This is a genomic window from Bacillus sp. UNC41MFS5, assembly GCF_000686805.1.
The window spans coordinates 450,349-477,302 of sequence record NZ_KK366017.1; the positions used below are offsets into that span (position 1 = coordinate 450,349).

Below are 26,954 nucleotides of genomic sequence, written 5' to 3' on the forward strand. Positions count from 1 at the left end.
ATAGACTATTTTCGGGTGAAGATTCTACCAAACAGGAATGAAAAAAAAACGATCTGAGCTCTCAGACCGTTTTTATGGGTGGGGGTGTTTATAACAAATTATTGTGTCTTAGTAGCCATATTCCCAGTCAACTTCGTCCTCGTGCCAAAATACAGGGGACACAGAACCAAAGTTAACAAATTTATCTTCGAGTTTGCAATGACATTGTTCGCAGCCACACTGTTCTTTAATCTCTTCATAAATAGAGTGATCTACATCTTCAATAAATGTAACCTTTTGTTCCTGAAAAAGAATCGCAGTTCCTTTCATTGGTTAAGCACCTCTTTGAATGATTTATCTTATAACTGTATTGTAAAACTGCTGTGAATACGCGTCTATATTTTAGTGATATTGTTCACAAAATCATCACGAAGCTGTTGCGAAAAAGGACAGATTTTCAAAATGAAAAAGCCAGGAGACCTGGCTTCAAGAGTATCTTTCACCTAATTTTTTGAAAATGGGCTTTTGATATGTTTTGCTCTTTTTATTTTTCGGTGGCATTTGATCGAGATTTGAGATACCAGTATAAAGTTGAAGTAATGCTTTTGCTGAATTAAGGGAAAGTGTTGCTTTTGGATTTCTTACTCGTTCGTCTAATTTCCCAAAATGAGGTAGATTAAGAAAGTCAGTTTTCGTTGGAGGCATATGGAATGTGTACCTTCCACATTCAACTAGCACGTCGGATTGCTGTTGACTATTTCGCGGATTTTCAGAAAAATGGAGACCCACTTTTTTCGCTTTACCTTCGATAATTAATTTCTTTAGTGTTTCCTGTTTTAATTTGTACAATAATTTGGGATTAGGTGCAGTTTTGGCATGGCGATTCACAATAAAGATAGCTTGTGCGAGGTTGTCGATGGTTAGATTTAAATTGATTAGGGGGCCTTTCTGATCACGATTCAAAATATGTTCTCCTTTCAGTTGTATAAAACATTTATATTATACCTTTTTTATAAAGAAAAAGGAATATAACGTTAATTTCATTGTAAAATATAAATAATCGAATGTACAAACATTATTGTAAAAAATAAGACCTTTTTATAATTTAAAAAACTCCTAAGCTAAAATTGAGAAGGAGTTTTTCTTTGCTTACTTTTCGGGTTTAAGCGTAAAAATAGTTAACTCAGGTTTTGACAAAAAGCGAAAGGGGAGACGAGTGGTTCCGATCCCTCTGTTGACATAAAGTGAAAGGGGGGAATCGTCACCAACTGAATAAAGACCCTCTGGGTATAATTGGCCAAAGGGAGGAGTCACAAGTGCTCCCAAAAATGGGATTTTAATCTGTCCCCCATGACTATGGCCACTAAGCTGCCAATGGACCGGATATTGTGCCGCAGTTTCTGCAAGATCAGGGGCATGGGATAGTAATAGATTAAAAGTATTTTGAGGCACATTTTTCAAAGCCAATGGAAGATTGGGATTTCCTAACATCGCATCATCAATTCCGAGCAAATAGATCATGCTTCCATCGCTCATTTTAACTTGAGCTGATTCATTTAAAAGTACGCTGAAATCAGAGTTAATCATTATATTTCTGTAAATATCAGAACCATATCCGCCATGATCATGATTTCCAAAAATGCAGTATTTTCCAAGTGGCGCATGTAAACTCTTTAAAATCGGCATCAATTTATTAATTTCGGTATATTGATTGGGCTCGTCCATTAAATCTCCAGTAAACAAAATAATATCAGGTTGAAGACTATTAATTTTTTTTACTAATTTAGTAAATTGGTGAAGATTATATTGAAAACCTAAATGAGTATCACTAAATTGAACCAGTTTTATCCCATCAAAGCTTTTCGGGATTAGTGGATGTTTTATTTGAAGTTCTTGTATATCAAGTAATGAAGGCTCAATTCGATTGGCATATAGAAATCCACCCGAACTTAATCCAAGAAGGGTAAGGATTGAGCCAAATGATCGTCTTAAAAACGTTCTCCTCGTCTGTTTTTTACCCATTTTTTCTACCAGCCTATCTTTTATTTACCTAAAAAAAGTAGAGTCTTATGTATTTTCATTAAAAACGATAAATAATGCAAGTGGAAAGGTACTTTGTATGTGTTTATTCAAAAAAAGATAAAATATTCATAAAAGCAGCCAAAGTTGGCTGCTCTCTTAATGATAACTAACGGCTCGGCTTTTTAATGCTTTCCAAGATGATATAAATTGTTGTTTACCAACCCGTACTTTTTTTCTACCCGAAAGAGGGTCATTCAAGTAGACATAATTTTTGTCATACCCTACTAAGACGACTGCATGTAAATCAAGGGGAGTTTTAATATATTGGTTCCCGTGGTACCATCCCTCCCAACGGTCAGGCAGGCGGTAATCCCCGGTTGTCCATACTACGACAGGATATCCAGCAGATACATGCTCTAATACTTGATCGAAGGGCTTGTTTGTTAAATTAACCGCCCTTCCAGGAAGCTTTTGGTTGATTAGGGCAATCATTGGTTTGTCAAATACAGCATAGCCTGCTCTACGGCCAGTCATATCCCCAACAAAGCCATCAGCAGGGTTTCCCCAACGTAAAATATCACCCTTTGGTGATTTTATCAACGGATCTAAATCCTTCCGAACAGATCGGTAAAGGTCGATTTTGCTTGTTTTTACCCCAGCATAATTTAACACCATTGCAAGACTTGTGACTTCACAACCATATCGTAACTCAGGATTTTGCTTTATTAACACTACATTCACCATAGCAGAATCTTTTTTCCTTTGGATGGTAGTAACCGACTTACTGTTATTAACTTTATTTTTAACATTTATCACTTGCTCATTTACATCGTTAATATTGTATGGAGTACTATTTAACTTAGCTGCTGAAGAGTTGGGTGTCCTCTCTTCTACTGTTACTGAAGAGAGAGGCTGTTTAATTTCAATGTTGTCATTGGTATCAGCATCAAAGTGACTACATCCAAACATAGGAAGGATCATGGTTAATAAACAAAGTCTTTTCAAAACATATCCTCCTTATTAAACAACTTGGGTATAGGATATGATTGTTTCTAGGCGGCTATAATGGTATCCTTTTGGAAAAGAACGATAAACCTTACATAAGCGTATGGTATAATAAGAAAAAAAATTTTGGAGGTACTTGGATGGATGCTTTGGAAATACTATCGGATCTTGAAAATGTATTTCCCTATTTTCAACCGATTTTTAGTGCCGATGAACAAAGTGTAATTGCCTATGAGGTATTAGGGAGATATAAGTCTGAAGAGAATATCATTAGTTTAGGAAACTTTTTTCAGGATGATCAAATTCCTGATGAATATAAATACGAAGTAGATTTGATATTAGTTAAAATGGCGCTAGAAAAAGCACTGACCCTAGATGAGGATGTAAGTATATTTTTAAATAGACATGCTGATTTATTAATGTACGGGCATGGTGAGCCTTTCTTACAAGAACTGCTTTCATTTGAAAAAAAAGGGTTCAATCTCACTCGAATTGTCCTTGAAATATCTGATCGGAATTATTCTGGGGATTTAAACCAATTTGATCACTTACTGCAATATTATCGAACTTATGGGATAAAAATAGCCATTGCAAGAATTGATAGTGAAAGTCATTATTTTGAACGGATTGGGCAACTGGAACCAGATATTTTGAAAATTAACTTACAGGCTTTAAAATCAACATCAACAGGAATAAATTTTAACGATGTATTGTTTTCGTTATCCCTTTTGGCAAGGAAAATAGGTGCAACCCTCTTATTTGAGAATATTGAGATGAGTTATCAGCTGCAATTTGCATGGAAAAATGGCGGCCGCTATTATCAGGGATATTATTTACATCCGCCAGCACCTGAATTTATTCAACCTGATTTGTTGAAAGAACGCTTGAAAGATAAGTTTCATGACTTTATTTCCTATGAAAAAAAGAAATTAGAGGCCGTTTATACGACGGCAGAAACCTTTCAAGCTAAGGTCCAAGAGATTGTGATGAAAAACAGGAATGGAACATATCAAACCCTTTTTCAGGCTCTAATAAAAGAATTAGACCAGATAGCCTTTAGGATGTATGTATGTGATGAGGATGGCTTCCAAAAATCTGTTAATATTTTCAAGGGGATAGATGGATGGATTGAACAAGCAGAATACATTTTAAAGAACTGGAGCTGGCGGCCATATTTTTTAGAAAATATTATTAAAATGAGAAATGAGCGAAAAGGGATCTTATCTGACTTATACTCTGATATAGAAACTGGAGAAACCATTCGTACTTTTTCTTTTCCTATGAATGGGGATGATTATTTGTTTATTGATATTGCCTATCAATACTTATTCCAAAACGACCAATTACTTTAAAGGATTGAATGAATAATACCCCAAATTCGTTCATATAGAAAAAATTACCCTATTTTTTTATTTTTACTTGGACAAATGGTCGGTGTTATTTTATTCTTTTAATATTGGCATATTTAAATGCGACTGGAAAATTATGAAAGTCATCCACTCGGATAGAAAAATGCTAAATGAGAAATATAATTGTAGATGTTTGTTTGGTTGGAAAGGAGTCGAAGCATATGTCACAGCTTCAAGGTATATTAACAAGGTTAAAAAATCTTCAGGAAACAGCAAATAGTGGTGAACCAGCACAACGCTATTTCGAAGTAAACGGAGATCGAAAGTGTCAAGTAACATTTCATCCGAAAACGGAGACATTTGAATTAGAAGTATATAATGAAAAGGAAAAACCAAAACGTTATCAATTTGATAATATTGATATGATTACAATTGAAATTTTTGATTTGATTCAATAAGGAACCTTAAGGGTTCCTTTCTTTTTCATGTCGTGCACAATGGTGGAGGAGGCGGAAACGTTCCCAGCGTTACGGTGCCAAAATTAGCACAGACTCCTGAATACTATGGTAGAATGTAACTGTAGAAAAACAAATTTGAGGAGTTACGGTTATGATCAGTCTTCCTAACGATGAATTTTTAAAATTAACGATAAAAGAATTAATGATCCCCTCTGAACGGGTCGCGCATGTGCAAATTGGGAATAACCTCGAACATGCCTTATTAGTTTTAACAAAGAGCGGTTACACGGCGATTCCTGTGTTAGATCCCCATTACAAACTTCATGGGTTAATTAGCACACCAATTATTATGGATTCAATTCTAGGATTGGAACGAATTGAGTTTGAACAACTTGAGAAAAAACGCGTAGAAGAGATTATGAAAAGCTCGGTACCGCGCGTGAAAATTTCTGCATCTATAAAAAAATGCCTTGAGTTACTTGTTACTCAACCTTTTTTATGTGTAGAGACTGAAGATGGTTATTTTGAAGGGATTTTACCAAGAAGCACTTTATTAAATCAATTAAATAAAATAATTAATAAATTTCAAAACAGTGAAAAATGATGCTTTTAGGCTCCCGAAATGGGAGCTTGATTTTTTTAAAGTTTGAGGTGGTTATATGAGTATTCCTACTGGTAAGATTACCAAAGAAAGTTCACAAAGAAAGCAAACAAAAAAACCACTAGTATTAGCATCAGTGATGTTAGCAATGTTTATGGGAGCGATTGAAGCCACGATTGTTTCCACTGCCATGCCGGCAATTGTGGCTGACCTCGGCGGGTTTACCCTGTATAGCTGGGTATTTTCAGCTTACTTGCTAATGAACTCTGTAACCGTTCTCATCTATGGGAAATTATCGGACTTATTCGGGCGGAAACCCATTCTTACAATTGGTATTATTATCTTTTTAATCGGATCAATTCTATGTGGATTTGCTACTTCCATGAAAATGCTGATTATATTTCGTTTGATTCAAGGGTTTGGCGCTGGGGCTGTTACATCAATCGCGACAACCATCGTTGGTGATATCTACACTACTGAAGAAAGAGCGAAAATTCAGGGATATCTATCTAGTGTTTGGGGTATTTCAGCAATTACAGGACCAGCTGTTGGGGGCTTACTTGTTCAATATGTAAGCTGGCATTATGTTTTCTGGATTAACATTCCACTTGGGATTCTTTCATTAGTGGGACTCTGGATGTTTTTACATGAAGAAATCAGCAAGAAAAAACATGAGATAGATTATCTTGGTGCTCTATTGATGACATTTACGATTTCTTCCCTGATGTTTATTCTTGTCGAAGGTGGAAGTCGCTTTGCGTGGGGTTCTTGGCAGACACTAAGCTTATTTGTATTTAGTGCTTTAACATTACTTGGGTTCGTGCTTCAGGAAAGCCGTGCTAAGGAGCCGGTTATGCCATTTGCAATATGGAAGGAACGTTCGATTCTTATCGCTAACACAACCTCGCTAACAACGGGTATTATGTTAATTGGAATCTCGAGCTTGTTACCAACATTTGTCCAAGGTGTGATGGAACAAACACCTATTGTCGCAGGATTTACATTGACAACGATGTCAATAGGCTGGCCTATAGCATCCACTCTTGCTGGACGATGGCTGATTACCATTGGGTATCGAAAAACATCAATAATTGGCGGGGTGTCCTTAATCATCGGCAGTATCGCTTTTGTGACGATGTCAGCATCATCTGGGCCTCTATGGGCAGCGGTGGGTTCATTTTTGGTAGGATTAGGAATGGGCTTAACATCCACAGCATTTATTGTCTCAATTCAAAGCACTGTCGGTTGGGAACATAGAGGAATCGCCACCGCATCTAATATGTTTATGCGAAATCTTGGAAATACAATAGGAGCAGCATTACTAGGAGGTATCCTAAATAATCGGCTAAGTCAGTATTTCAGCCAAAATGGACATCCCTATTCAGTGGATGATGTCAATATCCTCTTAAAATCGACGGAACGTGACCATCTCTCTGAATCAGTGCGAAGTATCTTGCAGAATGGATTGACCCATTCCCTGCACTTTGTTTATTATGTTGTCCTTGCTTTTGCTGTTATTAGTTTACTATTAATATTTTTTATACCGAAAAAGATTGATAGCTCTGTGTAACTTTCACAGGGCTTTTTTTAAGGAGTGGTCAGTTTGTCCTCATTATCTGAATTTCAGCTATTATCTGTATTGGCCCAGGAAATGAATATGCGAAAGGCGTCTGAACGACTATTTGTTTCACAACCCGCCCTTTCACAACGATTGCAAACGATTGAAAAAGATTGGGGAACTAAACTATTTATTCGCTCACAAAAAGGTTTAGCACTAACTCCTGCTGGTGAACATGTTATTCAATTTGTTAATGATGTGCTTACCAAGCAAGAAAAGGTCCGTGAAACTATCTATTCTCTTCAATCAGGGGTGTCAGGCACTTTAAAAATTGCTGTTGCATCGATTGTAGGGCAAAACTGGCTTCCGCAAGTGTTGAAGAAATTTATTGATAGATATCCTCAAGCCAAAATTTCATTAGTGACCGGATGGAGCAGCGAAATTTTAAAATCCTTGTATGAGGATCAAGCTCATATTGGAATTATTCGCGGAACCCCTGATTGGAAAGGTGTTAAGGTCCACCTTTTTAATGACCCTTTCTATTTAGTTGACAGGGAAATTACTAGTCCTGAACAAGTGTTACATACGGATCGCCCGTTCATTCAATTCAAAAGTGACTCAAATTATTATCAAGAAATTCAGGATTGGTGGATGCGAAATTTTAAGACTTCACCAAAAAGGACAGTAGTCGTCGATCAAATTGAAACCTGTAAACAAATGGCCTTTAATGGTATCGGTTATGCCATACTACCAGCGATAACATTAACGAAAACTGACAGGGATATTTTCAAAATACCGCTTGTTGATGAGAATAATCACCCCTTAAAACGTGATACATGGCTACTGGGCTATGAATCAGCCTTTCAACTAAAGCAAGTTAAAGCTTTTGTCGAATTAATTAAGGAATATATCGCAGAATCTTCAGAAGAATAAGGTGGTTTTTCTTGTTTTCAGTTCTTTTGTTTGATAAAGTAATTTTTAGTAACGACAACAATAGGGGGCCTTCAAATGAAAATGATGGATGCAAATGAAATTATTTCTTTTATTCAAAACAGCAAAAAATCTACACCAGTAAAGGTTTATGTAAAAGGTGAATTAGAAGGAATAGATTTTGGTACTGATACAAAAACCTTTATTAATGGGAATACCGGTGTTCTTTTTGGTGAATGGTCTGAAATTAATGAAATATTAGAAGCGAATAAAGCGAGCATTGAAGATTACGTAGTTGAAAATGACCGCCGTAATTCTGCAATTCCTTTACTAGATATGAAGCATATAAATGCGCGGATTGAGCCAGGAGTCGTTATCCGTGATCAAGTTGAGATTGGGGATAATGCTGTTATTATGATGGGATCTGTTATCAATATTGGTGCAGTGATTGGCGAAAAATCCATGATCGATATGGGTGTTGTCCTTGGCGGTAGAGCAACAGTAGGGAAGAATTGTCATATTGGAGCTGGAACAGTATTAGCGGGGGTAATCGAACCACCATCTGCTAAACCCGTTGTAATTGAAGATGACGTTCTTATTGGAGCAAATGCCGTTGTCCTTGAAGGGGTAAGAGTTGGACAAGGTTCAGTAGTTGCTGCAGGTGCAGTAGTTACTCAAGATGTAGCGCCATACACAGTTGTAGCTGGAATGCCTGCTAGGAAAATAAAAGATATCGATGAAAAAACGAAATCGAAAACAGAAATTATGCAAGAACTTCGACAACTATAAAAGTGGTAGCGCCTAGGCGCTGGAGCTAGATAGTAAAAGACGAAGCGTGGATTCTTTCCACGCTTCTTTTATAGGGAGGAAAGGTAATCAAATGAATCATTTTATCAAAATCCGCCGTGACCTTCATCAAATCCCAGAACTAGGATTCCAAGAGTTTAAAACACAGGCATACATATTACAATATCTTGAGTCTTTGCCACAAGACCGAATGACAATAAAGAAATGGAAGACTGGCTTGTTTGTTAAGATCCACGGTATAAATCCTCATCAAACAATTGGTTACAGAACAGATATTGATGGATTGCCTATAAGTGAAGATACAGGCTTACCCTTTTCATCTACACATAATGACAAGATGCATGCTTGTGGACATGATTTTCACATGAGCATCGCTCTTGGGGTACTTACTTATTTCACAGAAAATCCAATTAAAGATGACCTTTTATTTGTTTTCCAACCGGCCGAGGAAGGACCTGGCGGAGCGGAACCAATGTTAAAATCAGAAGAAATGCAAGAATGGAAGCCTGACCTAATTTTTGCCCTACATATCGCACCAGAGTATCCCGTTGGTTCAATAGCATTGAAGGAAGGGTTATTATTTGCAAATACCTCTGAATTGTTTATTGACCTTAAAGGCAAGGGGGGGCATGCAGCAAGACCACACGAAACGAATGATATGGTGGTTGCCGCCTGTTCATTGGTCAATCAGCTCCAAACCATTGTTTCGAGAAATGTTGACCCATTAGATAGTGCTGTGATAACTATTGGGAAAATTACTGGAGGCACAGTCCAAAACATCATTGCAGAAAAAGCCAGACTTGAAGGAACGATTAGATCGCTTTCAGCTGAATCAATGAAAAAGGTTAAACATCGCATTGAAGCAATTGTTAAAGGAATCGAAGCAGGCTTTGAATGTGAAGCCTCCATCGATTATGGTTCGATGTACCATCAAGTATATAACACTGAGTTGATCACAAGAGACTTTATGAAATATATTCAAGAAGTAACAGATGTGGATGTCATTGAGTGTAAGGAAGCGATGACAGGTGAAGACTTTGGTTATATGCTTAAAGAAATCCCAGGGCTTATGTTTTGGCTTGGTGTAGAATCACCATATGGTTTACACCATGCAAAGTTAAATCCACATGAAGAAGCAATTGGTGTAGCGATTAAAGTTATTTCATCTTATTTTTCTCATCTGGGGAATAGATAAGTAGGCGGATTATTTTATTCTGATTCGCAATCATGATAAAATTAAAGAAGAATTAAAAGGGAAATTGTTACATATCGTCGATTTATTCTGAAGCAAATAGGGTAAACTTATGAAGGGGAAATAGGGTTATAATTGATAATAATTGTTTAATTAAATTAATTATAATTTAATATTGACTCGAAATAAGTTCTGTCCTATAATTAGTATTGTGATAAAGGATAGCAAATGAGAATTGCTATAAACACTTAATATTTGGAGGGATTTGAATGCCTGAACGTATGGTAGGTAAACAAGCACCACGCTTTGAAATGGATGCTGTATTACCAAACAAAGAATTTGGTAAAGTTAGTCTAGAAGAAAACATGAAAAACGATAAGTGGACTGTATTATTCTTCTATCCAATGGACTTTACATTTGTTTGTCCAACTGAAATCACAGCATTATCAGACCGCAATGAAGAGTTTGATGATTTAGATGCAGTTGTTGTTGGTGTATCTACAGATACTATTCATACTCACCTTGCTTGGATCAAAACAGACCGTAAAGAAAATGGTCTTGGCGATTTAAATTACGCGTTAGCAGCTGATACTAACCATGTAGTAGCGCGTGACTATGGTGTTCTAATTGAAGAAGAAGGGATTGCGCTTCGTGGATTATTCATCATCAGCCCAGAAGGTGAATTAATGTATTCTGTTGTTAACCACAACAACATCGGCCGTGACGTTGATGAAACTCTTCGTGTTCTTCAAGCATTACAAACTGGTGGTCTTTGCCCAGCTAACTGGAAGCCTGGACAAGCTACATTGAACGTATAATTAGTAGAAAATAGATTGACCTAACCTATTATAGTGTTAGGTCTTTTTAATAGGAGGAAATCTAAATGAAATTACGTGAACCAATGCCAGAATTAACTGGGGCTTCTGAATGGTTAAACGGTGAAGTAACCAAAGGAGACCTTATCGGTGAAAAACCAACATTAATCCATTTTTGGTCGATCAGCTGTCATCTTTGTAAAGAAGCGATGCCTCAGGTAAATCAATTCCGTGATGATTTTAAGGACAAGTTAAATGTGGTTGCCGTTCATATGCCGCGTTCTGAAAACGATTTGAATATCGAAGAAATTAAACAAGTGGCAGCAGAACATGGTATCAATCAACCGATTTTTGTAGACAGTGACCATAAGTTAACAGAAGCGTTCGAAAATCAATATGTCCCTGCTTATTATGTCTTTGACCGTGAAGGTAAGCTTCGTCATTTCCAAGCAGGCGGAAGCGGCATGAAAATGCTCGAAAAACGTGTAAACCGTGTATTGGATGAATTGGAAAAAACAGAATAATAAACATTGAAAAGCTTCCCGTTGTGAATCAACGGGAAGCTTTTTTTATTTGACTGTAACCTTGCAGCCTATTAATCGTCGGTATTTATAAGTATGCATTTATATAGGCCATAACAATAAGAACAAAAGGGGTGTCTGAAGATGAAAAATTTAAAACGAAGGCTACCAATCCTATTTATTATCTTATTAGTTTGGATTGCTGGTTGCAGTGCTAGCGGCAGTGAAGAAAAAAGTGAAAAAATGTCTCAAAGTAATGATGTGGCTTTGGATAACGCTTCATCTGGAAGAAGTGCCGAGCAAGCAAACTTTTATGCAGGTGAATTGGGAAAGGCGGAAAAAACAACTGAACCTAATAAAATAAAAGTTCAAAATCAAATGGTCATTTATCAAGCGGATCTCGAAATCCGTGTAAAAAAATTTGATAAAACGGTCCAGATTCTTGAAGAAAAAGTAATCAAATATGGTGGCTATATTACTGAGTCCAATGTGTCCAAAGAGGGGAAGGAGCAGGTGAGTGGCAGCATTAGAATAAGAATACCACAAAAAAACTTTCAATCCTTTTTACATGATGCAGAAAGCCAAGCTGCTGAGGTTCTGAATAGAAACATTACGGGGCAGGATGTAACAGAGGAGTATGTTGATCTTGAGTCAAGATTAAAATCAAAAAGGGTAGTGGAAGAACGGTTAACAACATTCATGAAAAGTGCTGTAAAAACAGAAGATTTATTGAAAATTTCGGCTGATCTAGCAGTTGTTCAAGAGGAAATCGAGGCCATTGAAGGAAAGATGAAATTCTTAGAAAATCAAACATCCCTTTCGACGGTTAACATCACTTTATATGAAAAAAGCGTAGTTATTCCAACTATTGATAAAGACAAGTTAAATACTTGGGAAAAAACAAAAAAACAATTTATGAAAAGTATCAATATGTTATTAGTTGGCTTATCAGGTTTAGTTGTTTTCATCATTGGTAATATTCCCGTCTTAGCTATTTTATTTTTACTAGGATTCCTTTCTGTTTTCTTTTATAGAAAGAAGAAAAACAGACCTGAGTAAATAGATGTACCATACTATATATCTTTAATGAAGAATGCTAAAATGATTCCATAGTAGACAATGTTTGAAGCAGAGGGGTTATTCTATGAAAATGAGCTTTGCAGTCATTGGGCTGGGCCGATTCGGTGGAAGTATTTGTCGTACGCTTACCGATGAGGGGATGGAAGTACTGGCAATTGATAAAAATGAGGAACGTGTCAATGAATATGCAATGATTGCTTCCCATGCGGTTGTAGGTGATACAACAGACGAAGCTGTTTTAAAAAGCTTAGGGATCCGTAACTTTGATCATGTAATCGTAGCTATTGGCGAGGATATTCAATCAAGCATACTAACAACCCTTATTCTCAAAGAATTGGGTGTCGTTCGTATTACCGCAAAGGCTCAAAATGATTACCATGAAAAAGTTCTTCGTAAAATTGGAGCAGACAGTGTTGTCCATCCAGAAAGAGATATGGGAAAACGTATAGCAAACAACATGGCCTCTAGCAACGTTGTTGACTATCTTGAACTTTCAGATGAACACAGTATTGTAGAGATTGTTGCGAATGGAAAACTTAGTGGTCATACAATTATGGATTTAGATATTCGGAAGAAATATGGTTTGAATATTGTTGCTATCAAAAGGGGGGAAGAGATTATTGTTTCTCCGCAAGCGAAAGAAACCTTCCACGCTAATGATGTGCTAATTGTAATCGGTACAGACCAAGACATTGATCGGTTCGAGAAAAAAGTATTGGAATAACGAAAAGCTCCAGCGCCTAGGCGCTGGAGCTTTTCTTAAGAGTTACACTTCCATAATGATTGGTAAAATCATTGGTCTGCGTTTTGTTTTTTCGTATAGGAAAGGAGCTAATGTATCCGTAATTTCGTTTTTAATTTCCGACCATTGGCTTGTCTTTCTTTCCATTACCCTATTCAAGTGTTTAGTGATTAGGTTCTGTGCATCATTGATTAAATCACCAGATTCTCGCATATAAACAAATCCTCGCGAAATTAAATCTGGTCCTGATGCGATTTTGAATTCCTTCATATTAATACTTACCACTACAACCACTAAACCTTCTTCTGAGAGGATTCTACGGTCCCGTAAGACGATATTTCCGATGTCGCCTACTCCGCTGCCATCAATATAAACGGAACCAGATGGAATCTTTCCTGCAACCTGTGCAGTATCCTCGGAAAGTGCTAATACCTCACCATTATCCATAATAAAACAGTTTTCTTCTTGTACACCACAATCAACTGCAATCTTGGCATGCATTCTTTGCATACGATATTCACCATGAATTGGCATAAAGAACTTCGGTCTGATTAAGCGAAGCATAAGCTTTTGTTCTTCCTGTCCACCGTGACCAGAGGTATGAATATTGCTAAGTTTTCCGTGAATGACTTCAGCACCTGCTCTGTAGAGCATATTAATGGTTCTGCTCACGCTGATTGTGTTCCCGGGAATAGGTGATGATGAAAATACAACAGTATCTCCAGGAATGATTTGAATTTGTCTATGTGTACCATTTGCAATTCTTGATAGGGCAGCCATCGCTTCGCCCTGACTTCCAGTACAAAGGATGGTAACTTTATCTGCAGGCAATCGATTAATTTGATTTGCTTCAATAAAGGTTTCTTTAGGTGCATTAATATACCCTAACTCAAGTCCAATATTAATGGCAGCCTCCATGCTGCGTCCAAAAACTGCTACTTTCCTTCCATATACCACGGCTGCCTCAACTACTTGCTGCAATCGGTGAATATTTGATGCAAATGTTGCAAATATGATTCGGCCATCCACTTTACGGAAAATATCGTTAATACTGTCGCCAACCCGGCGTTCTGACATCGTAAATTCAGGTATTTCACTATTCGTACTGTCTGATAGTAAACAAAGTACTCCTTCCTTCCCGATTTCGGCCATTTTAGTTAAATTGGCTGGTTCACCGACAGGAGTAAAATCGAATTTAAAATCACCAGTATGGACAATTTGTCCTGGCGGTGTTTTAACAACAATTCCATAAGAATCAGGAATACTATGAGTGGTGCGGAAAAAAGTAACCGATGTTTTGCGGAATTTTATGACATCGTCTTCTTTTATATCAATCAGCTTAGCATTTCTTAATAAGCCGTGTTCTTCAAGTTTATTTTTAATTAACCCAAGAGCCAATTTGCCTCCATAAATCGGAACATTGACTTCACGCAATAAATAGGGAATACCCCCAATGTGATCTTCATGTCCATGAGTAACAAATAAACCTTTTATTTTTTCCTGATTTTTAACCAAATAGGTATAATCCGGAATAACATAATCAATGCCTAATAGCTCGTCCTCTGGAAATTTTATGCCGGCATCGATTAAAATTATTTCATCCTGGAACTGAACTGCATATGTGTTTTTGCCAATTTCGCCTAATCCACCCAGGGCAAAAACTGCAGTTTGATCATTCTTAACAAATTTCATAAATTATCATTTCTCCAATACGTTATAGTCTTCATTTTGTTGTTCATAACTAAGGTGTGCTCCCTTAACTTCTTGAACGGATTCAACATTATAGCCACGGTCAGCAATTTTAGTACGGACGTCTCTTACTGATTCACCTTCAATAAAAAGGGTTTTTGTATTTTCTCTGACAGGTACTTCTCTGATGCTTTCTTGATAATATACTTTAAATATCATTACAATATCGCTCCTAACTTGGGACATAGCTTTTTCTATTATATAAAACATTTTCATCTTTTTCATTTATTTTCTTTGGAAAACATTAGTCTTGTATGAAAAGTATGTAAAAAAGAATCGTTGTTTTTACAATTTACAATAACGAAGGAGCCCTTCGCAAGTTTGAAGGGCCCTAAATAAATTTAGGCAATGGATTTATGCAATAGATTTTTTTCGTAGTAAATCATTCCACTGTTTTAAGAGCTTCTTTCTCAGCTTCTTTAACATAGTGGATCATCTCCTTATCTCTTATTTTATACGAACCTTGTCCAATGTAAAGTAAGCCATGGCAGATTATTGAAGTTTTTTTAAAATAAGAGTATTTTTACTTTATTATATGAAGAAAATGCTAATTCAATCATGGTTAAACATGGAATTACATTGACAAAATAAAATATAGCTAAAAAAGAACCGACCCAGGGGTCAGTTCTTTTATTTTTTTGCAACTTCAATTAGGGCGATTTACCGTTCGATTGCAATGGCACCTTCGATTGGTCTCAATGGATCTTCATGATTAATATAATCATAAAACATAATCCCATTTAAATGATCAATTTCGTGTTGAAAACAAATAGCAGGAAGTCCTTTTAAACGAAGTTTCACTTCTTCACCGTTTAGAGTTGTACCCTTTACTGTGATTCTTGCATATCTTGGGACATAGCCGGGTATCGCTCTATCAACGGACAGGCAGCCTTCTCCTGCGTTCAAATAGGATTTTTCAACAGAATGGCTAATAATTTTTGGGTTAAATAAGGCATAACTATAAAGAGTTCCTGTCTCATCCATAAGATGGACAGCAATCATTCGTTTTAACACATTGATTTGTGGGGCGGCTAAACCGATTCCAGGGCGCAGGCCGTATTGAACAGATATTTCAGGATTTTGGCTATTAATGACATATTCTAATAAATTGCTTAGTATTTGTTTATCCTCTTCAGAGGGCGGCATGGATACTTCTGCAGCCACTTTTCTAAGGGAAGGATGGCCATCTCGTATGATATCTCCCATCGTTAACATGAAACACTCACTCCTGTACTCTAACTAAATTATTAATAATAATTAGTCTATCAGACAATTAATAAAAAGTTAACAATTGATTAATGCCCTCCAAATGCATCCCTTTTATAAACTCGTTATTGTCAAACAAACCAAGTGTCGATATAGTAGAATATGGAATAAGCAGGAGGTTTAAAACATGTCATTTATAAAAAATTCTGGTTTTATTTTATTTATATTGGTTTTGACAGTTATTTTTGCAGGATGTACAAAAGAAAAAACACCTGAAGAAAAAATGTATACCGTGTTAGAAAAAGTCGTAAAGGCGGAAAAGGTATTCGAGGAACAACAGAATCCACTTGTTGAGCTTGAAAAAAAGGAAAAAGGGATATATGACCAAATTATTGAACTTGGCATGAAAGAATATGATCAAATCTTTAAGCTTTCAGATGAAGCCCTTTTATTAGTAAATCAAAGAAAAGAACTTATGGATAAGGAAACAAACAGTATCAAGCTCTCGGAAAAAGAATTTTCAAAATCTGCAAATATAAAGGATAAATTTGAAAATCCAAAGCTAACGAAATTAGCTAATGATCTGTATGAGACAATGATGAAAAGATATGAAGCGCATGATGAGTTATTCACCGAATATAATGAGGCACTTAAAAATGATAAAGCATTATATGAAATGTTTAAAAATAAAAACCTTCCGCTAGATGATCTAGAAGCCCAAGTAAATAAGCTCAATGAAACATATAAAAGGATTTCAAATGCAAATGAAAAATTTAATATGCTAACAGAACAATACAATGATAAAAAGTTGTCATTTTATAAGCAGGCGGGGCTTAATTCGGGTAACTAAATACTATTTGATAAAAATAATCGGCAGATAATGCCGATTTTTTTATATTATAACAACTCGAATAAAATGAAATAAATATATAACAGAAATTGAAATTAAGTGATACAGAAAAAAATAAATGCGTATTTTTAGCAACATGATTGTAGTGGAAAATATAAATATATAGTATTTGACGTGTAAAAACTAATGAGGTAAACTTGTAAATGAGTTCATTAATTGTATCAATGATGTTACATAAAATAGTGGTACAGAATAAAATGATGGTGAGGTAAAAGGAATTTGTTTTATCTTATCTTTTCTGTGAAAAACTATTTATTAGTATGTTTAAGAACTAAGCTAACCAAAATTCTATGTAATATCACGGGTTTACCCAATACAAAGTTAAAATGGATAGGACTGATTATCTGCTTTTATTCTTTAGGTTTTGGGTAATCTAACTTAGTGGATAATATTTTCAAAAATTTAGCTCCTGAATTGAAAGGAAGAGGTGACCTAAATGGTTTCTAAAACTCAAAACGCTAAGCTTGATGCGAAGAAAACACTAGAAGTTGTTGAGGAACAATTTCAAACACTTCAAATTTTAAATGAAGCTGGTGAAGTCGTAAACGAAGCAGCAATGCCTGACCTTACTGATGAACAGCTCCAAGAATTAATGCGTCGCATGGTTTACACGCGAATTCTTGACCAGCGTTCTATTTCTTTAAATCGTCAAGGGAGATTAGGTTTCTATGCTCCAACTGCGGGACAAGAAGCTTCTCAATTAGCTTCACAATTCGCACTTGAAAAAGAAGATTTTATTTTACCTGGATATCGTGATGTTCCGCAAATTGTTTGGCATGGCTTACCATTATCCCAAGCATTTTTATGGTCAAGAGGACATTTTCAAGGTATGCAAATTCCGGACGGAGTAAATGTTCTTCATCCTCAAATTATCATCGGTGCCCAGTATGTACAAACTGCGGGTATTGCTCTTGCTTTTAAAAAGCGTGGAACAAAGGCAGTAGCTATTACTTATACCGGTGATGGAGGAACATCACAAGGGGATTTCTATGAAGGAATGAACTTTGCCGGCGCCTATAAAGCTCCAGCCATCTTCATTGCTCAAAATAACCGATTCGCTATATCAACTCCTGTTGAAAAGCAATCAGCTGCCAAAACTCTCGCTCAAAAAGCTGTTGCAGCTGGAATTCCAGGAATTCAAGTTGATGGTATGGATCCACTTGCTGTTTATGCTGCTGTACGTGAAGCACGCGAACGAGCAATTAATGGTGAAGGTCCAACATTCATTGAAACTTTAACATACAGATATGGTCCACATACTATGGCGGGTGATGATCCAACTCGTTATCGTACAGCAGACCTTGACAATGAATGGGAAAAGAAAGATCCATTAGTTCGTTTCCGTAAATTCCTTGAAAACAAAGGTCTTTGGTCAGAAGAAAAAGAAAATGAAGTAATCGAACAAGCGAAAGAAGACATTAAAGAAGCAATTAAATTAGCTGATGCTGCACCTAAACAAAAGGTAACTGATTTAATGTCTATTATGTATGAAGAAATGCCTCAAAACTTAAAAGAACAATATGAAATATATAAAGAAAAGGAGTCGAAGTAAGCCATGGCTCAAATGACAATGATTCAAGCAATTACAGATGCTTTACGTTCGGAATTACGCAACGATCCAAATGTGTTAGTATTCGGTGAGGACGTTGGTGTAAACGGTGGTGTATTCCGTGCAACCGAAGGGTTGCAACAGGAATTTGGCGAAGATCGTGTATTTGACACTCCACTCGCTGAATCTGGAATCGGCGGCTTAGCAGTAGGTCTAAGTTTGCAAGGATTCCGCCCAGTTCCAGAAATTCAATTTTTTGGTTTCGTATTTGAGGTCATGGATTCCATTGCTGGTCAGTTAGCCCGCCAACGTTATCGTTCAGGTGGAAAGTTTAGTGCGCCTGTAACGTTTCGCTCGCCATTTGGTGGAGGGGTACATACTCCTGATATGCACGCTGACAGTTTAGAAGGACTTATGGCTCAGACACCTGGAGTTAAGGTTGTTATTCCGTCCACTCCTTATGACGCTAAGGGGCTGCTCATTTCATCTATCCGTGACAATGATACAGTTGTTTTCCTTGAGCATATGAAGTTATACCGTTCTTTCCGTCAAGAAGTTCCTGAAGAGTCATATACAATTCCACTAGGAAAAGCGGAAGTAAAACGTGAAGGTACAGACGTTTCAATTGTTACCTACGGCGCAATGGTACATGAGTCATTAAAAGCTGCAGAAGAATTAGAAAAAGAAGGCTTTTCTGCGGAAGTAATTGATTTACGGACTGTAAGCCCGATTGATATTGAGACAATTATTGCATCTGTTGAAAAAACAGGTCGTGCAATTGTTGTTCAAGAAGCACAAAAACAAGCTGGTATTGCAGCACATGTTGTTGCTGAAATAAATGATCGTGCAATTTTAAGCCTAGAAGCACCAGTCTTACGTGTGGCTGCACCAGATACCGTTTTTCCATTCCCACAAGCAGAAGCTGTTTGGCTTCCGAATTATAAAGATGTAATTGCAACAGCTAAAAAGGTTTTAACCTTTTAAATAACTTATTTAATTGTACGCTATTATTTATATAGTTACATTGCTCAAAAAAACATGTAATTTAGGAGGATGAATCCTAGTGTCATTTCAATTTAAAATGCCTGACATCGGTGAAGGTATACATGAAGGCGAAATTGTTAAATGGTTCGTAAAACCAGGTGACAAAGTTCAAGAAGATGATGTACTTTGCGAGATTCAAAATGATAAAGCTGTAGTAGAAATCCCTTCCCCTGTTGAAGGAACAGTAGTTGATGTATTAGTTGGCGAAGGTACTGTCGCAACAGTTGGACAAGTTTTGGTAACCTTTGATGCCCCTGGTTACGAAAACCTTCAATTTAAAGGTGATGAACATGCTGATGAACCAAAACAAGAAGAAAAACCAGCAGTAACAGCTCCTGCACCAGAGGTTAAACAAGATGCAGCACCTCAACCAGCGGCTGTTGCAGTGGCACCGCAAGCTGATGTTGATCCAAATCGTCGCATTGTTGCTATGCCATCTGTTCGTAAGTATGCTCGTGAGAAGGGAATTAATATCCAATTAGTTCCTGGAACAGGAAATCTTGGACGCATTCTTAAGAGTGATATCGATTCCTTTGTAAGCGGTGGAACAGCACCTGCACCACAAGCTGCAACTGATGCTGCAGCAGCAACGGAAACTGCTAAAGTGGAGGCACCACAAGCGGCTGCGGCAGCTATTCCTCAAGGAGAATATCCTGAAACTCGCGAGAAAATGAGTGGTATTCGGAAGGCGATTGCTAAAGCTATGGTAAATTCCAAGCATACAGCACCGCATGTAACACTTATGGACGAAATAGATGTAACTAAACTTGTGACACACCGTAAGAAATTTAAAGAAGTAGCGGCTGCCAAAGGCATTAAGCTAACATTCTTACCATATATCGTTAAAGCGTTGACAAGCGCATTACGTGAATTCCCAGCCTTAAACACATCTCTAGATGATGCAACAAGTGAAATTATTCATAAACATTATTATAATATTGGAATTGCAGCTGACACGGAAAAAGGCTTGCTTGTCCCAGTTGTAAAAGATGCAGATCGTAAGTCAGTTTTCTCAATTTCTAATGAGATTAATGAATTAGCAGTAAAAGCGCGTGACGGAAAGCTTGCTCCTAACGAAATGAAGGGTGCTTCATGTACGATTTCCAATATTGGTTCAGCTGGCGGTCAATGGTTTACTCCAGTAATTAATCACCCAGAAGTTGCCATCTTGGGTATTGGCCGAATTGCAGAAAAGCCAATCGTTAGAAATGGTGAAATTGTTGCCGCACCAGTATTAGCTTTATCTTTAAGCTTTGACCATCGCATGATTGATGGAGCAACAGCACAAAATGCATTAAATCATATTAAACGTTTATTGAACGATCCAGAACTATTGTTAATGGAGGCGTAATATCATGGTCGTTGGAGATTTCCCAATTGAAACAGATACTATAGTCATCGGAGCAGGCCCAGGGGGATATGTTGCCGCAATTCGTGCAGCACAATTGGGACAAAAGGTGACAATTGTTGAAAAAGAATATGTAGGCGGCGTTTGTTTAAATGTCGGTTGTATTCCTTCGAAAGCGTTGATTTCGGCAGGACACCGTTACGAAACAGCCATGCATTCAGATACTTTTGGAATTACCGCAGAAAATGTAAAAGTGGATTTTACAAAAGTTCAAGAATTTAAGGCAGGCATCGTTAAAAAGTTAACAGGTGGTGTCGAAGGTTTATTAAAAGGTAATAAAGTAAACATTGCTCGTGGTGAGGCCTATTTTGTCGATGCCAATACATTGCGTGTTATAAATGAAGATTCAGCACAGACTTATACCTTTAAAAATGCAATTATTGCAACTGGCTCTCGTCCAATCGAGCTACCAGCCTTTAAATATTCAAAACGTGTTCTGAATTCTACAGGGGCACTTAACTTAAATGAAATCCCTGAAAAAATCGTTGTTATCGGCGGTGGAGTAATCGGGATTGAACTAGGTGGTGCTTATGCAAACTTTGGCAGCCAGGTTACCATTTTAGAAGGTGCGGAAGAAATACTTGGTCTTGGCGTTTTTGATAAGCAAATGGCTGCTCTTGTAAAGAAGAGCATGAAGAAAAAAGGTGCAGAATTCTTTACAAAGGCATTTGCTAAGGGTGTTGAAGAAACTGAAAACGGCGTTGTCGTAACGTTCGAAACAAAAGGCGAAGAAAAGAAAATCGAAGCAGATTATGTCTTTGTAATGGTTGGAAGACGCCCTAACACTGATGAAATGGGATTAGAACAAGTGGGTGTTAAGTTATCTGACCGCGGATTGATTGAAATTGACAAACAATGCCGCACGAACCTAAGCAATATCTATGCTATTGGTGATGTTGTTGCTGGTCCTCAATTGGCACATAAAGCATCATATGAAGCGAAAATTGCTGCTGAGGCAATTGCTGGACACACGTCTGAAATTGATTATTTAGGTATTCCTGCTGTTGTCTTCTCTGACCCTGAATTAGCATCAGTTGGCTATACAGAAACACAAGCAAAAGAAGAAGGAATTGCTGTGAATGCAGCTAAATTCCCATTTGCTGCTAATGGTCGTGCGCTATCATTAGACAGTGGTGATGGATTCTTGAAACTAATTACTCGGAAAGAAGATGGACTTGTAATTGGGGCACAGATTGCCGGAACAAGCGCGTCAGATATGATCGCAGAATTAGGCCTAGCAATTGAAGCGGGAATGACTGCAGAAGATCTTGCTATGACTATTCATGCACATCCAACACTTGGAGAAATAACAATGGAAGCGGCGGAAGTTGCATTAGGAAGCCCAATCCACATTATGAAATAAATTAGAAAGAATAAAAGTCCTTTTCGCAAATTAGCGGAAAGGACTTTTTTCATTTATAATGGATCGTTTTAAAAAAGAAGCGTAAAAATATCCCTGTTATCATAAAAACAAAATATAACTCTCGTTTTTAGAACATATACTTAAAAGAACTAACATTCTAATATCAATTTTGAATGTATTAAGAGTGGTGATAAATATGAGGGTCTATGTTGCAGTGATACTACAATTTATCATTTGGAGCGGTTATACATTTATTGAATGGTTGTCAAAGCATGACCAGCTTATATATAAAGTCATCATGTTTTTTGTGTTTTTTTATCTAGCCTTTTTAATTGGAAATCATGTAACCAAATCAGCGCGTAAAACGCTTTTTATCACTACTTTAAGCCTTGTAATATACACTTCGATTCATTATACCATGGAAATGTTTACGCACTAAAAAAAGCCCCTCAAGGAGCTTTTTTTTATTTTCGTGGATAATAATACATGATTCGCTCATTGAATAGATGGAGTTCCCCTTGCAGTTTTTTCGCAAGGTATTTACAAAATTCATTGGCTTTTCCTTTATCACCGTAAGTAGATTGATCAGGTAAAGTGACTTGTATGTATGTTTGTTCTAGTTCCTGACCCTCCTCAGTACGAATCGTTTCCTGATCAACTCCAACTAAAATGGCGTAGTAGCGTTCATCATTTGAGTGTAAATAGAACCATTTACCTTTGGCCTCTGTTGTTTCTTTCATTTCATATGGGAAGGCTGACTCTCCGTATTCCCATCCTATTTGGTTGCCTGTTTTTGTCGTATTTTTTTTATACTCGTGAAATAATTCCTTTACTTCCTCTATTGTTACCTTTTGTTTAGCAGATGAAGGCACTAGTTTAATGTATGCGTTACCAGCCATCATCATTCCCCCCCATTAGTACGTTAGTATTAACCCTCTCTATTCTAGCACTGAATAAAATCTTATGACAACTGCCGCATTAAATAAATGTACAAGTTTCTTGTTTCTTATTTAAATTTGAATTATAATAATATTCTAAAGATTCATTCTTATAAAAAGGAGGAACTTATGGGAATTTTTGAGAAGCTCTATGATGAGCATGAAAATGCAAAAGTTAGGTTTATTGGATTTACCACGGAAAGTACACGTTATGATTTCGGGATTATTTATACCAGCATGTTTTTTGGAAAGCCGTTAGTTGTCTGCATGCAAACAGGCCGCTCCACTCTCCTTGACCCCAAAGATATTGAAGATATTGATTACCTTCAAACCATATTCCGTATACCAGACCAACAGCAGGCAGCAGATTTAGCTGACTTCTTCAGAGAAACACTACCTTCCATCCCTTTTGTCACCCAATATGAGTAATGATTCAAAAAAGAAGGCCTATATAGGCCTTCTTTTTTATGAATATTTTTTAATTGTGACATACAATTTAGGCTTGAAATTTTTAATGTGATATATTATTATCTAATTAAGGATAAATAAATACTTGTTTTGGGGTCATTCAATAATGAAAAGGGGATTGAGCAAATGGGTACTTTAGTATGCCAAACATGTAATTCTACTATCGATCATTTTGAAGATGAAAAAGTAACGGTGCTTTATTCTAAGGGCAATTGTTGCGAAGATCATCATACAGAGGAAGATTTATAATAGCTAAATATAAATAAAAACAGGATTCCTAAATGGAATCCTGTATTTTTGTTCTATTTTATTGCTTTATACTCTTTGATTACGAGAAGGGATTTGAGTTCATCATCCTCCGGTCCTTGTACAGGGAGCCCCGCTTCAAGGTTTTTCTGGATGTAATGGAGGTTTTCCTTTGTAATAATTTCACCAGGGATAAAAATTGGGATACCCGGTGGATAAACCATCACAAATTCTGCAATGATTCTTCCTTCTGATTCTTCAAAAGGAATAACTTCTGTTTCCGCATAAAACGCATCTCTAGGTGTTAATGCAAGCACTGGGATTTCAGGAAGTAGAACTTCTACAGGCTCAATTCTATCGGTACTGTGCTGGCATAGGTCCGCTAATTCCTTGAGAGCATTTACTAGTAAGTCAGCTTCGGTTTCTGTGTCTCCAAGTGTGATAATACAAAGAATGTTATATAAATCGGAAAGTTCCACTTCAATATTATGTTTTTCTCTTAGCCACTTTTCTACATCATACCCAGTTAATCCTAATTCTTTCACAGAAATAATTAATTTAGTTGGATCGTAATCAAAGGTAGCTTTTGACCCTAAGATTTCTTCACCAATACAATGGAGATTTTCGATCTCATTAACACTTTTTCGAATCGATTGTGCTACTTTAATGGTATTATCAATTAATTCCCTTCCCTTAGTAGCTAATTGCTTACGTGCGACATCAAGTGAAGCAAGCAATAAATACGAAGTAGAGGTGGTAGTTAGCATACTTAATATGGATTGGACATGTTTGGCAGAAACAAGGCCTTCCTTCACATTTAGAATCGAACTTTGGGTCATCGAACCGCCTAGCTTATGAACGCTAGTAGCTGCCATATCTGCACCAGCCTGCATCGCTGAGAGTGGAAGTTCTTCATGAAAATGAATATGAACACCATGGGCTTCATCAACAAGGACAGGAATTTCATATGAGTGTGCAATTTCAACAATCTTTTTTAAATCTCCGGAAATACCAAAATAAGTTGGGTTGATAACTAATACCGCTTTCGCATCTGGATGCTGTTTAAGAGCTCTTGCCACGGCATCAGGGGTGATTCCATGAGATATACCTAGTTCCTTATCAATTTCGGGTTGGATAAACACTGGAATAGCTCCAGAGAAAACAATGGCAGACATGATTGATTTATGGACATTCCTCGGAACGATAATTTTATCATCAGGTCCACAAACAGCCATGATCATCGCAATAATTGCTCCGCTTGTGCCTTGCACAGAAAAAAATGTTCGGTCCGCACCAAAGGCTTCTGCTGCTAAATCTTGCGCTTGCTTGATAATCCCTTTTGGCTGATGCAAGTCGTCTAGCGGCCCGATATTTATTAGGTCAATAGACAGGGCATTATCCCCGATAAAGTTACGAAATTCAGGGTCAATCCCAGCCCCTTTTTTATGACCTGGAATATGGAATTGTATTGGGTTCTTTTTTGCATGTTCTAATAAACCGCTAAATAACGGTGTTTGATTTTGAGACAATTTATAACCACACCTCTTTGTAAAAAATACTCTAATTATGTCGAATTTCAATAATAAACAAAAGGAATTATAGCATTATTCCCATTCATTGCAAAGAAATATATGTTATTACTTACTCGGTTTACGATAGTTTCCCTTTAATACAGGAAAATTACCCTGAAGTAACGAAATAACAAGTAGAAAGTTTTTAGGAGGATTTCTAATGGAATGGAAAACACGAGTTACTCAATTATTAAACATACGATATCCGATTATTCAGGGGGGGCTAGCTTATTTAGCCTATTCTGAGTTAGCGGCAGCCGTTTCAAACGCGGGTGGTCTTGGGCAGATTACAGCCATGTCCTTAGCTGAGCCTGAACAGCTTCGAGAGGAAATACGTAAAGTAAAACAGCTAACAAACAATCCTTTTGGGGTTAACTTTGCAATTGGGCAGCATGGCAGACCATTTTCCGATTTTCTCCAAGTGGCTATTGATGAAAAGGTCCCGGTTGTTTCAATGACAGGAGGAAATCCTGCTCCCATATTTGAACAAATAAAAGGCACACAGATAAAAACACTTGTCCTTGTTGCGGCCAGAAGACAGGCAGTGAAAGCAGAAGAACTTGGCGCAGACGCTGTTATGGTTGTGGGGCAGGAAGGAGGGGGTCATCTTGGCCGTGATGATGTAGGAACAATGGTTCTGGTGCCTCAAGTTGTAGATGCTGTTTCTATACCAGTTATTGCTTCGGGTGGAATAGGTGATGGCCGAGGACTAATGGCAGCCCTTAGTTTAGGTGCAGAGGGAATTGAAATGGGTACAAGATTCATTGCAACAAAGGAGTGTGTTCATGCCAACGAACTATATAAGAAGACCTTAGTGGAAGGCAATGAATCTGGAACAGTGGTGATTAAAAGAACACTCGGTGCTCCAGCAAGGGCCCTTGCAAACAGTTGGACAGAAAAAATTCTGGACATTGAAAAAAACAATGGGGGGTACGATGAATTAAAAGATTACATTAGTGGAAAAGCAAACCAACGCTATATTTACGATGGTGTACCTGATGATGGCTTTGCATGGGCAGGTCAAGTGATGGGTTTAATTAAAGATGTCCCTACAGTTGAAGCATTGTTTAATCGAATGATTCATGATGCTGAACAAATTCGTGCAAAATGGGGAAAATAAGTATATGATTCTGTTTAGTTGAAATTAGTTAGAAGGTGAAATTATGGAATACCAATATCCTATTGATCATCATTGGAGTACAGAGGAAATTGTGGATGTGATTGCATTTTTTGAAACAATTGAAAAGGCTTATGAACAGGGAATTGACCGCGATGAAGTATTGAAGGCGTATCGCCGCTTTAAAGAAATCGTTCCCAGCAAAGCCGAAGAAAAGACAATTTGTAATGAATTTGAAGAAATGAGTGGCTACTCGTCTTATCGAACCATAAAAAAAGTAAAAGATGCAGCCTCCGGTGATAGGATAAAAATGAAATAATATGAAC

General features: G+C 37.1%; 29 protein-coding genes. 20 read left to right on the plus strand and 9 right to left on the minus strand.

Annotated features, from left to right (window positions below; translation table 11 throughout):
* Positions 1 to 108: 108 nt before the first annotated feature.
* From BR30_RS0118575 to BR30_RS33950, 4 genes are all read right to left on the minus strand, one after another.
* Entirely contained in the window at positions 109 to 309 is a 201-nt protein-coding gene (locus tag BR30_RS0118575) for a hypothetical protein (protein ID WP_026566288.1), read from the minus strand.
* Positions 310 to 465: 156 nt separating this feature from the next.
* Positions 466 to 942 carry a YkyB family protein gene (locus tag BR30_RS0118580; protein WP_026566289.1) on the minus strand — a complete coding sequence of 159 codons (477 nt, stop codon included), beginning with the start codon at positions 940 to 942 and terminating at the stop codon, positions 466 to 468.
* 186 nt (positions 943 to 1,128) lie between these two features.
* Positions 1,129 to 2,001: a metallophosphoesterase gene (locus BR30_RS0118585; protein WP_026566290.1), complete on the minus strand. Its 873-nt coding sequence runs from the start codon at positions 1,999 to 2,001 to the stop codon at positions 1,129 to 1,131.
* A gap of 156 nt (positions 2,002 to 2,157) precedes the next feature.
* Entirely contained in the window at positions 2,158 to 3,006 is an 849-nt protein-coding gene (locus BR30_RS33950) for a C39 family peptidase (protein WP_035445735.1), read from the minus strand.
* A gap of 140 nt (positions 3,007 to 3,146) precedes the next feature.
* Between BR30_RS33950 and BR30_RS0118595 the strand changes: the two genes are divergently transcribed.
* From BR30_RS0118595 to BR30_RS0118645, 11 genes are all read left to right on the plus strand, one after another.
* On the plus strand, positions 3,147 to 4,358 hold the full coding sequence (locus BR30_RS0118595) for an EAL domain-containing protein (protein WP_026566291.1): 1,212 nt from the start codon (positions 3,147 to 3,149) through the stop codon (positions 4,356 to 4,358).
* 218 nt (positions 4,359 to 4,576) lie between these two features.
* Entirely contained in the window at positions 4,577 to 4,813 is a 237-nt protein-coding gene (locus BR30_RS0118600; protein WP_026566292.1) for a YkuJ family protein, read from the plus strand.
* Positions 4,814 to 4,964: 151 nt separating this feature from the next.
* Positions 4,965 to 5,417 carry a cyclic-di-AMP-binding protein CbpB gene (gene cbpB, locus BR30_RS0118605; RefSeq protein WP_026566293.1) on the plus strand — a complete coding sequence of 151 codons (453 nt, stop codon included), beginning with the start codon at positions 4,965 to 4,967 and terminating at the stop codon, positions 5,415 to 5,417.
* Positions 5,418 to 5,472: 55 nt separating this feature from the next.
* Positions 5,473 to 6,984 carry an MDR family MFS transporter gene (locus BR30_RS0118610; RefSeq protein ID WP_026566294.1) on the plus strand — a complete coding sequence of 504 codons (1,512 nt, stop codon included), beginning with the start codon at positions 5,473 to 5,475 and terminating at the stop codon, positions 6,982 to 6,984.
* A 33-nt stretch (positions 6,985 to 7,017) separates the two neighbouring features.
* Positions 7,018 to 7,905: a LysR family transcriptional regulator gene (locus BR30_RS0118615; RefSeq protein WP_026566295.1), complete on the plus strand. Its 888-nt coding sequence runs from the start codon at positions 7,018 to 7,020 to the stop codon at positions 7,903 to 7,905.
* A gap of 75 nt (positions 7,906 to 7,980) precedes the next feature.
* Positions 7,981 to 8,691: a 2,3,4,5-tetrahydropyridine-2,6-dicarboxylate N-acetyltransferase gene (gene dapD / locus BR30_RS0118620; RefSeq protein ID WP_026566296.1), complete on the plus strand. Its 711-nt coding sequence runs from the start codon at positions 7,981 to 7,983 to the stop codon at positions 8,689 to 8,691.
* Positions 8,692 to 8,782: 91 nt separating this feature from the next.
* Positions 8,783 to 9,904 (plus strand): N-acetyldiaminopimelate deacetylase, encoded by a 1,122-nt coding sequence (locus tag BR30_RS0118625; RefSeq protein ID WP_026566297.1) that lies wholly within the window; start codon positions 8,783 to 8,785, stop codon positions 9,902 to 9,904.
* 266 nt (positions 9,905 to 10,170) lie between these two features.
* Complete coding sequence (locus tag BR30_RS0118630) at positions 10,171 to 10,719, plus strand: peroxiredoxin (RefSeq protein ID WP_026566298.1); 549 nt, start codon at positions 10,171 to 10,173, stop codon at positions 10,717 to 10,719.
* A gap of 65 nt (positions 10,720 to 10,784) precedes the next feature.
* Positions 10,785 to 11,240 carry a TlpA family protein disulfide reductase gene (locus BR30_RS0118635; protein ID WP_026566299.1) on the plus strand — a complete coding sequence of 152 codons (456 nt, stop codon included), beginning with the start codon at positions 10,785 to 10,787 and terminating at the stop codon, positions 11,238 to 11,240.
* 141 nt (positions 11,241 to 11,381) lie between these two features.
* A complete protein-coding gene (locus tag BR30_RS0118640) occupies positions 11,382 to 12,296 on the plus strand; it encodes a DUF4349 domain-containing protein (protein ID WP_035445736.1) in 915 nt (304 codons plus the stop codon).
* Positions 12,297 to 12,381: 85 nt separating this feature from the next.
* Entirely contained in the window at positions 12,382 to 13,041 is a 660-nt protein-coding gene (locus tag BR30_RS0118645; RefSeq protein ID WP_026566301.1) for a potassium channel family protein, read from the plus strand.
* A gap of 42 nt (positions 13,042 to 13,083) precedes the next feature.
* Here BR30_RS0118645 and rnjA read toward each other — a convergent pair whose 3' ends face one another.
* The 3 genes from rnjA to def form a co-directional block, all read right to left on the minus strand.
* Positions 13,084 to 14,751 carry a ribonuclease J1 gene (rnjA, locus tag BR30_RS0118650; protein WP_026566302.1) on the minus strand — a complete coding sequence of 556 codons (1,668 nt, stop codon included), beginning with the start codon at positions 14,749 to 14,751 and terminating at the stop codon, positions 13,084 to 13,086.
* Positions 14,752 to 14,757: 6 nt separating this feature from the next.
* On the minus strand, positions 14,758 to 14,967 hold the full coding sequence (locus tag BR30_RS0118655) for a DNA-dependent RNA polymerase subunit epsilon (protein WP_026566303.1): 210 nt from the start codon (positions 14,965 to 14,967) through the stop codon (positions 14,758 to 14,760).
* Positions 14,968 to 15,468: 501 nt separating this feature from the next.
* Positions 15,469 to 16,023: a peptide deformylase gene (def, locus tag BR30_RS0118660; protein WP_026566304.1), complete on the minus strand. Its 555-nt coding sequence runs from the start codon at positions 16,021 to 16,023 to the stop codon at positions 15,469 to 15,471.
* 178 nt (positions 16,024 to 16,201) lie between these two features.
* Here def and BR30_RS0118665 point away from each other — a divergent pair, with 178 nt between their 5' ends.
* The 5 genes from BR30_RS0118665 (at position 16,202) to lpdA (ending at position 22,288) form a co-directional block, all read left to right on the plus strand.
* Positions 16,202 to 16,864: a YkyA family protein gene (locus BR30_RS0118665; RefSeq protein ID WP_026566305.1), complete on the plus strand. Its 663-nt coding sequence runs from the start codon at positions 16,202 to 16,204 to the stop codon at positions 16,862 to 16,864.
* 496 nt (positions 16,865 to 17,360) lie between these two features.
* On the plus strand, positions 17,361 to 18,476 hold the full coding sequence (gene pdhA / locus BR30_RS0118670) for a pyruvate dehydrogenase (acetyl-transferring) E1 component subunit alpha (RefSeq protein WP_026566306.1): 1,116 nt from the start codon (positions 17,361 to 17,363) through the stop codon (positions 18,474 to 18,476).
* Between the two features lie 3 nt (positions 18,477 to 18,479).
* Entirely contained in the window at positions 18,480 to 19,457 is a 978-nt protein-coding gene (locus tag BR30_RS0118675) for an alpha-ketoacid dehydrogenase subunit beta (protein ID WP_026566307.1), read from the plus strand.
* Between the two features lie 79 nt (positions 19,458 to 19,536).
* Positions 19,537 to 20,868: a dihydrolipoamide acetyltransferase family protein gene (locus BR30_RS0118680; protein WP_026566308.1), complete on the plus strand. Its 1,332-nt coding sequence runs from the start codon at positions 19,537 to 19,539 to the stop codon at positions 20,866 to 20,868.
* A 4-nt stretch (positions 20,869 to 20,872) separates the two neighbouring features.
* Entirely contained in the window at positions 20,873 to 22,288 is a 1,416-nt protein-coding gene (gene lpdA / locus BR30_RS0118685; protein ID WP_026566309.1) for a dihydrolipoyl dehydrogenase, read from the plus strand.
* A 464-nt stretch (positions 22,289 to 22,752) separates the two neighbouring features.
* Here lpdA and BR30_RS0118695 read toward each other — a convergent pair whose 3' ends face one another.
* A complete protein-coding gene (locus BR30_RS0118695) occupies positions 22,753 to 23,187 on the minus strand; it encodes a DUF1885 family protein (protein WP_026566311.1) in 435 nt (144 codons plus the stop codon).
* Positions 23,188 to 23,355: 168 nt separating this feature from the next.
* Between BR30_RS0118695 and BR30_RS0118700 the strand changes: the two genes are divergently transcribed.
* Both BR30_RS0118700 and BR30_RS0118705 read left to right on the plus strand, forming a co-directional pair.
* On the plus strand, positions 23,356 to 23,655 hold the full coding sequence (locus BR30_RS0118700) for a DUF3055 domain-containing protein (RefSeq protein ID WP_026566312.1): 300 nt from the start codon (positions 23,356 to 23,358) through the stop codon (positions 23,653 to 23,655).
* Between the two features lie 165 nt (positions 23,656 to 23,820).
* Positions 23,821 to 23,943 (plus strand): GapA-binding peptide SR1P, encoded by a 123-nt coding sequence (locus tag BR30_RS0118705; protein WP_026566313.1) that lies wholly within the window; start codon positions 23,821 to 23,823, stop codon positions 23,941 to 23,943.
* A 53-nt stretch (positions 23,944 to 23,996) separates the two neighbouring features.
* Here the strand turns inward: BR30_RS0118705 and BR30_RS0118710 are convergent, their stop codons facing one another.
* Entirely contained in the window at positions 23,997 to 25,469 is a 1,473-nt protein-coding gene (locus BR30_RS0118710) for an aminotransferase class I/II-fold pyridoxal phosphate-dependent enzyme (protein ID WP_026566314.1), read from the minus strand.
* A gap of 202 nt (positions 25,470 to 25,671) precedes the next feature.
* On the opposite strand from BR30_RS0118710, the gene BR30_RS0118715 reads away from it, so the two are divergent.
* Both BR30_RS0118715 and BR30_RS0118720 read left to right on the plus strand, forming a co-directional pair.
* Positions 25,672 to 26,631: an NAD(P)H-dependent flavin oxidoreductase gene (locus tag BR30_RS0118715; RefSeq protein WP_026566315.1), complete on the plus strand. Its 960-nt coding sequence runs from the start codon at positions 25,672 to 25,674 to the stop codon at positions 26,629 to 26,631.
* Between the two features lie 43 nt (positions 26,632 to 26,674).
* Entirely contained in the window at positions 26,675 to 26,947 is a 273-nt protein-coding gene (locus tag BR30_RS0118720; RefSeq protein WP_026566316.1) for a UPF0223 family protein, read from the plus strand.
* Positions 26,948 to 26,954: the final 7 nt, after the last annotated feature.

Excerpts from the sequence above, each read along its gene's own strand:
- BR30_RS0118575 (WP_026566288.1), bottom strand. The coding sequence starts at position 309 with ATGAAAGGAACTGCGATTCTTTTTCAGGAACAAAAGGTTACATTTATT.
- BR30_RS0118585 (WP_026566290.1), bottom strand. The coding sequence starts at position 2,001 with ATGGGTAAAAAACAGACGAGGAGAACGTTTTTAAGACGATCATTTGGC.
- BR30_RS0118595 (WP_026566291.1), top strand. The coding sequence starts at position 3,147 with ATGGATGCTTTGGAAATACTATCGGATCTTGAAAATGTATTTCCCTAT.
- BR30_RS0118600 (WP_026566292.1), top strand. The coding sequence starts at position 4,577 with ATGTCACAGCTTCAAGGTATATTAACAAGGTTAAAAAATCTTCAGGAA.
- cbpB (WP_026566293.1), top strand. The coding sequence starts at position 4,965 with ATGATCAGTCTTCCTAACGATGAATTTTTAAAATTAACGATAAAAGAA.
- BR30_RS0118610 (WP_026566294.1), top strand. The coding sequence starts at position 5,473 with ATGAGTATTCCTACTGGTAAGATTACCAAAGAAAGTTCACAAAGAAAG.
- dapD (WP_026566296.1), top strand. The coding sequence starts at position 7,981 with ATGAAAATGATGGATGCAAATGAAATTATTTCTTTTATTCAAAACAGC.
- BR30_RS0118625 (WP_026566297.1), top strand. The coding sequence starts at position 8,783 with ATGAATCATTTTATCAAAATCCGCCGTGACCTTCATCAAATCCCAGAA.
- BR30_RS0118630 (WP_026566298.1), top strand. The coding sequence starts at position 10,171 with ATGCCTGAACGTATGGTAGGTAAACAAGCACCACGCTTTGAAATGGAT.
- BR30_RS0118635 (WP_026566299.1), top strand. The coding sequence starts at position 10,785 with ATGAAATTACGTGAACCAATGCCAGAATTAACTGGGGCTTCTGAATGG.
- BR30_RS0118640 (WP_035445736.1), top strand. The coding sequence starts at position 11,382 with ATGAAAAATTTAAAACGAAGGCTACCAATCCTATTTATTATCTTATTA.
- BR30_RS0118645 (WP_026566301.1), top strand. The coding sequence starts at position 12,382 with ATGAAAATGAGCTTTGCAGTCATTGGGCTGGGCCGATTCGGTGGAAGT.
- rnjA (WP_026566302.1), bottom strand. The coding sequence starts at position 14,751 with ATGAAATTTGTTAAGAATGATCAAACTGCAGTTTTTGCCCTGGGTGGA.
- BR30_RS0118655 (WP_026566303.1), bottom strand. The coding sequence starts at position 14,967 with ATGATATTTAAAGTATATTATCAAGAAAGCATCAGAGAAGTACCTGTC.
- def (WP_026566304.1), bottom strand. The coding sequence starts at position 16,023 with ATGTTAACGATGGGAGATATCATACGAGATGGCCATCCTTCCCTTAGA.
- BR30_RS0118665 (WP_026566305.1), top strand. The coding sequence starts at position 16,202 with ATGTCATTTATAAAAAATTCTGGTTTTATTTTATTTATATTGGTTTTG.
- pdhA (WP_026566306.1), top strand. The coding sequence starts at position 17,361 with ATGGTTTCTAAAACTCAAAACGCTAAGCTTGATGCGAAGAAAACACTA.
- BR30_RS0118675 (WP_026566307.1), top strand. The coding sequence starts at position 18,480 with ATGGCTCAAATGACAATGATTCAAGCAATTACAGATGCTTTACGTTCG.
- lpdA (WP_026566309.1), top strand. The coding sequence starts at position 20,873 with ATGGTCGTTGGAGATTTCCCAATTGAAACAGATACTATAGTCATCGGA.
- BR30_RS0118695 (WP_026566311.1), bottom strand. The coding sequence starts at position 23,187 with ATGGCTGGTAACGCATACATTAAACTAGTGCCTTCATCTGCTAAACAA.
- BR30_RS0118700 (WP_026566312.1), top strand. The coding sequence starts at position 23,356 with ATGGGAATTTTTGAGAAGCTCTATGATGAGCATGAAAATGCAAAAGTT.
- BR30_RS0118705 (WP_026566313.1), top strand. The coding sequence starts at position 23,821 with ATGGGTACTTTAGTATGCCAAACATGTAATTCTACTATCGATCATTTT.
- BR30_RS0118715 (WP_026566315.1), top strand. The coding sequence starts at position 25,672 with ATGGAATGGAAAACACGAGTTACTCAATTATTAAACATACGATATCCG.
- BR30_RS0118720 (WP_026566316.1), top strand. The coding sequence starts at position 26,675 with ATGGAATACCAATATCCTATTGATCATCATTGGAGTACAGAGGAAATT.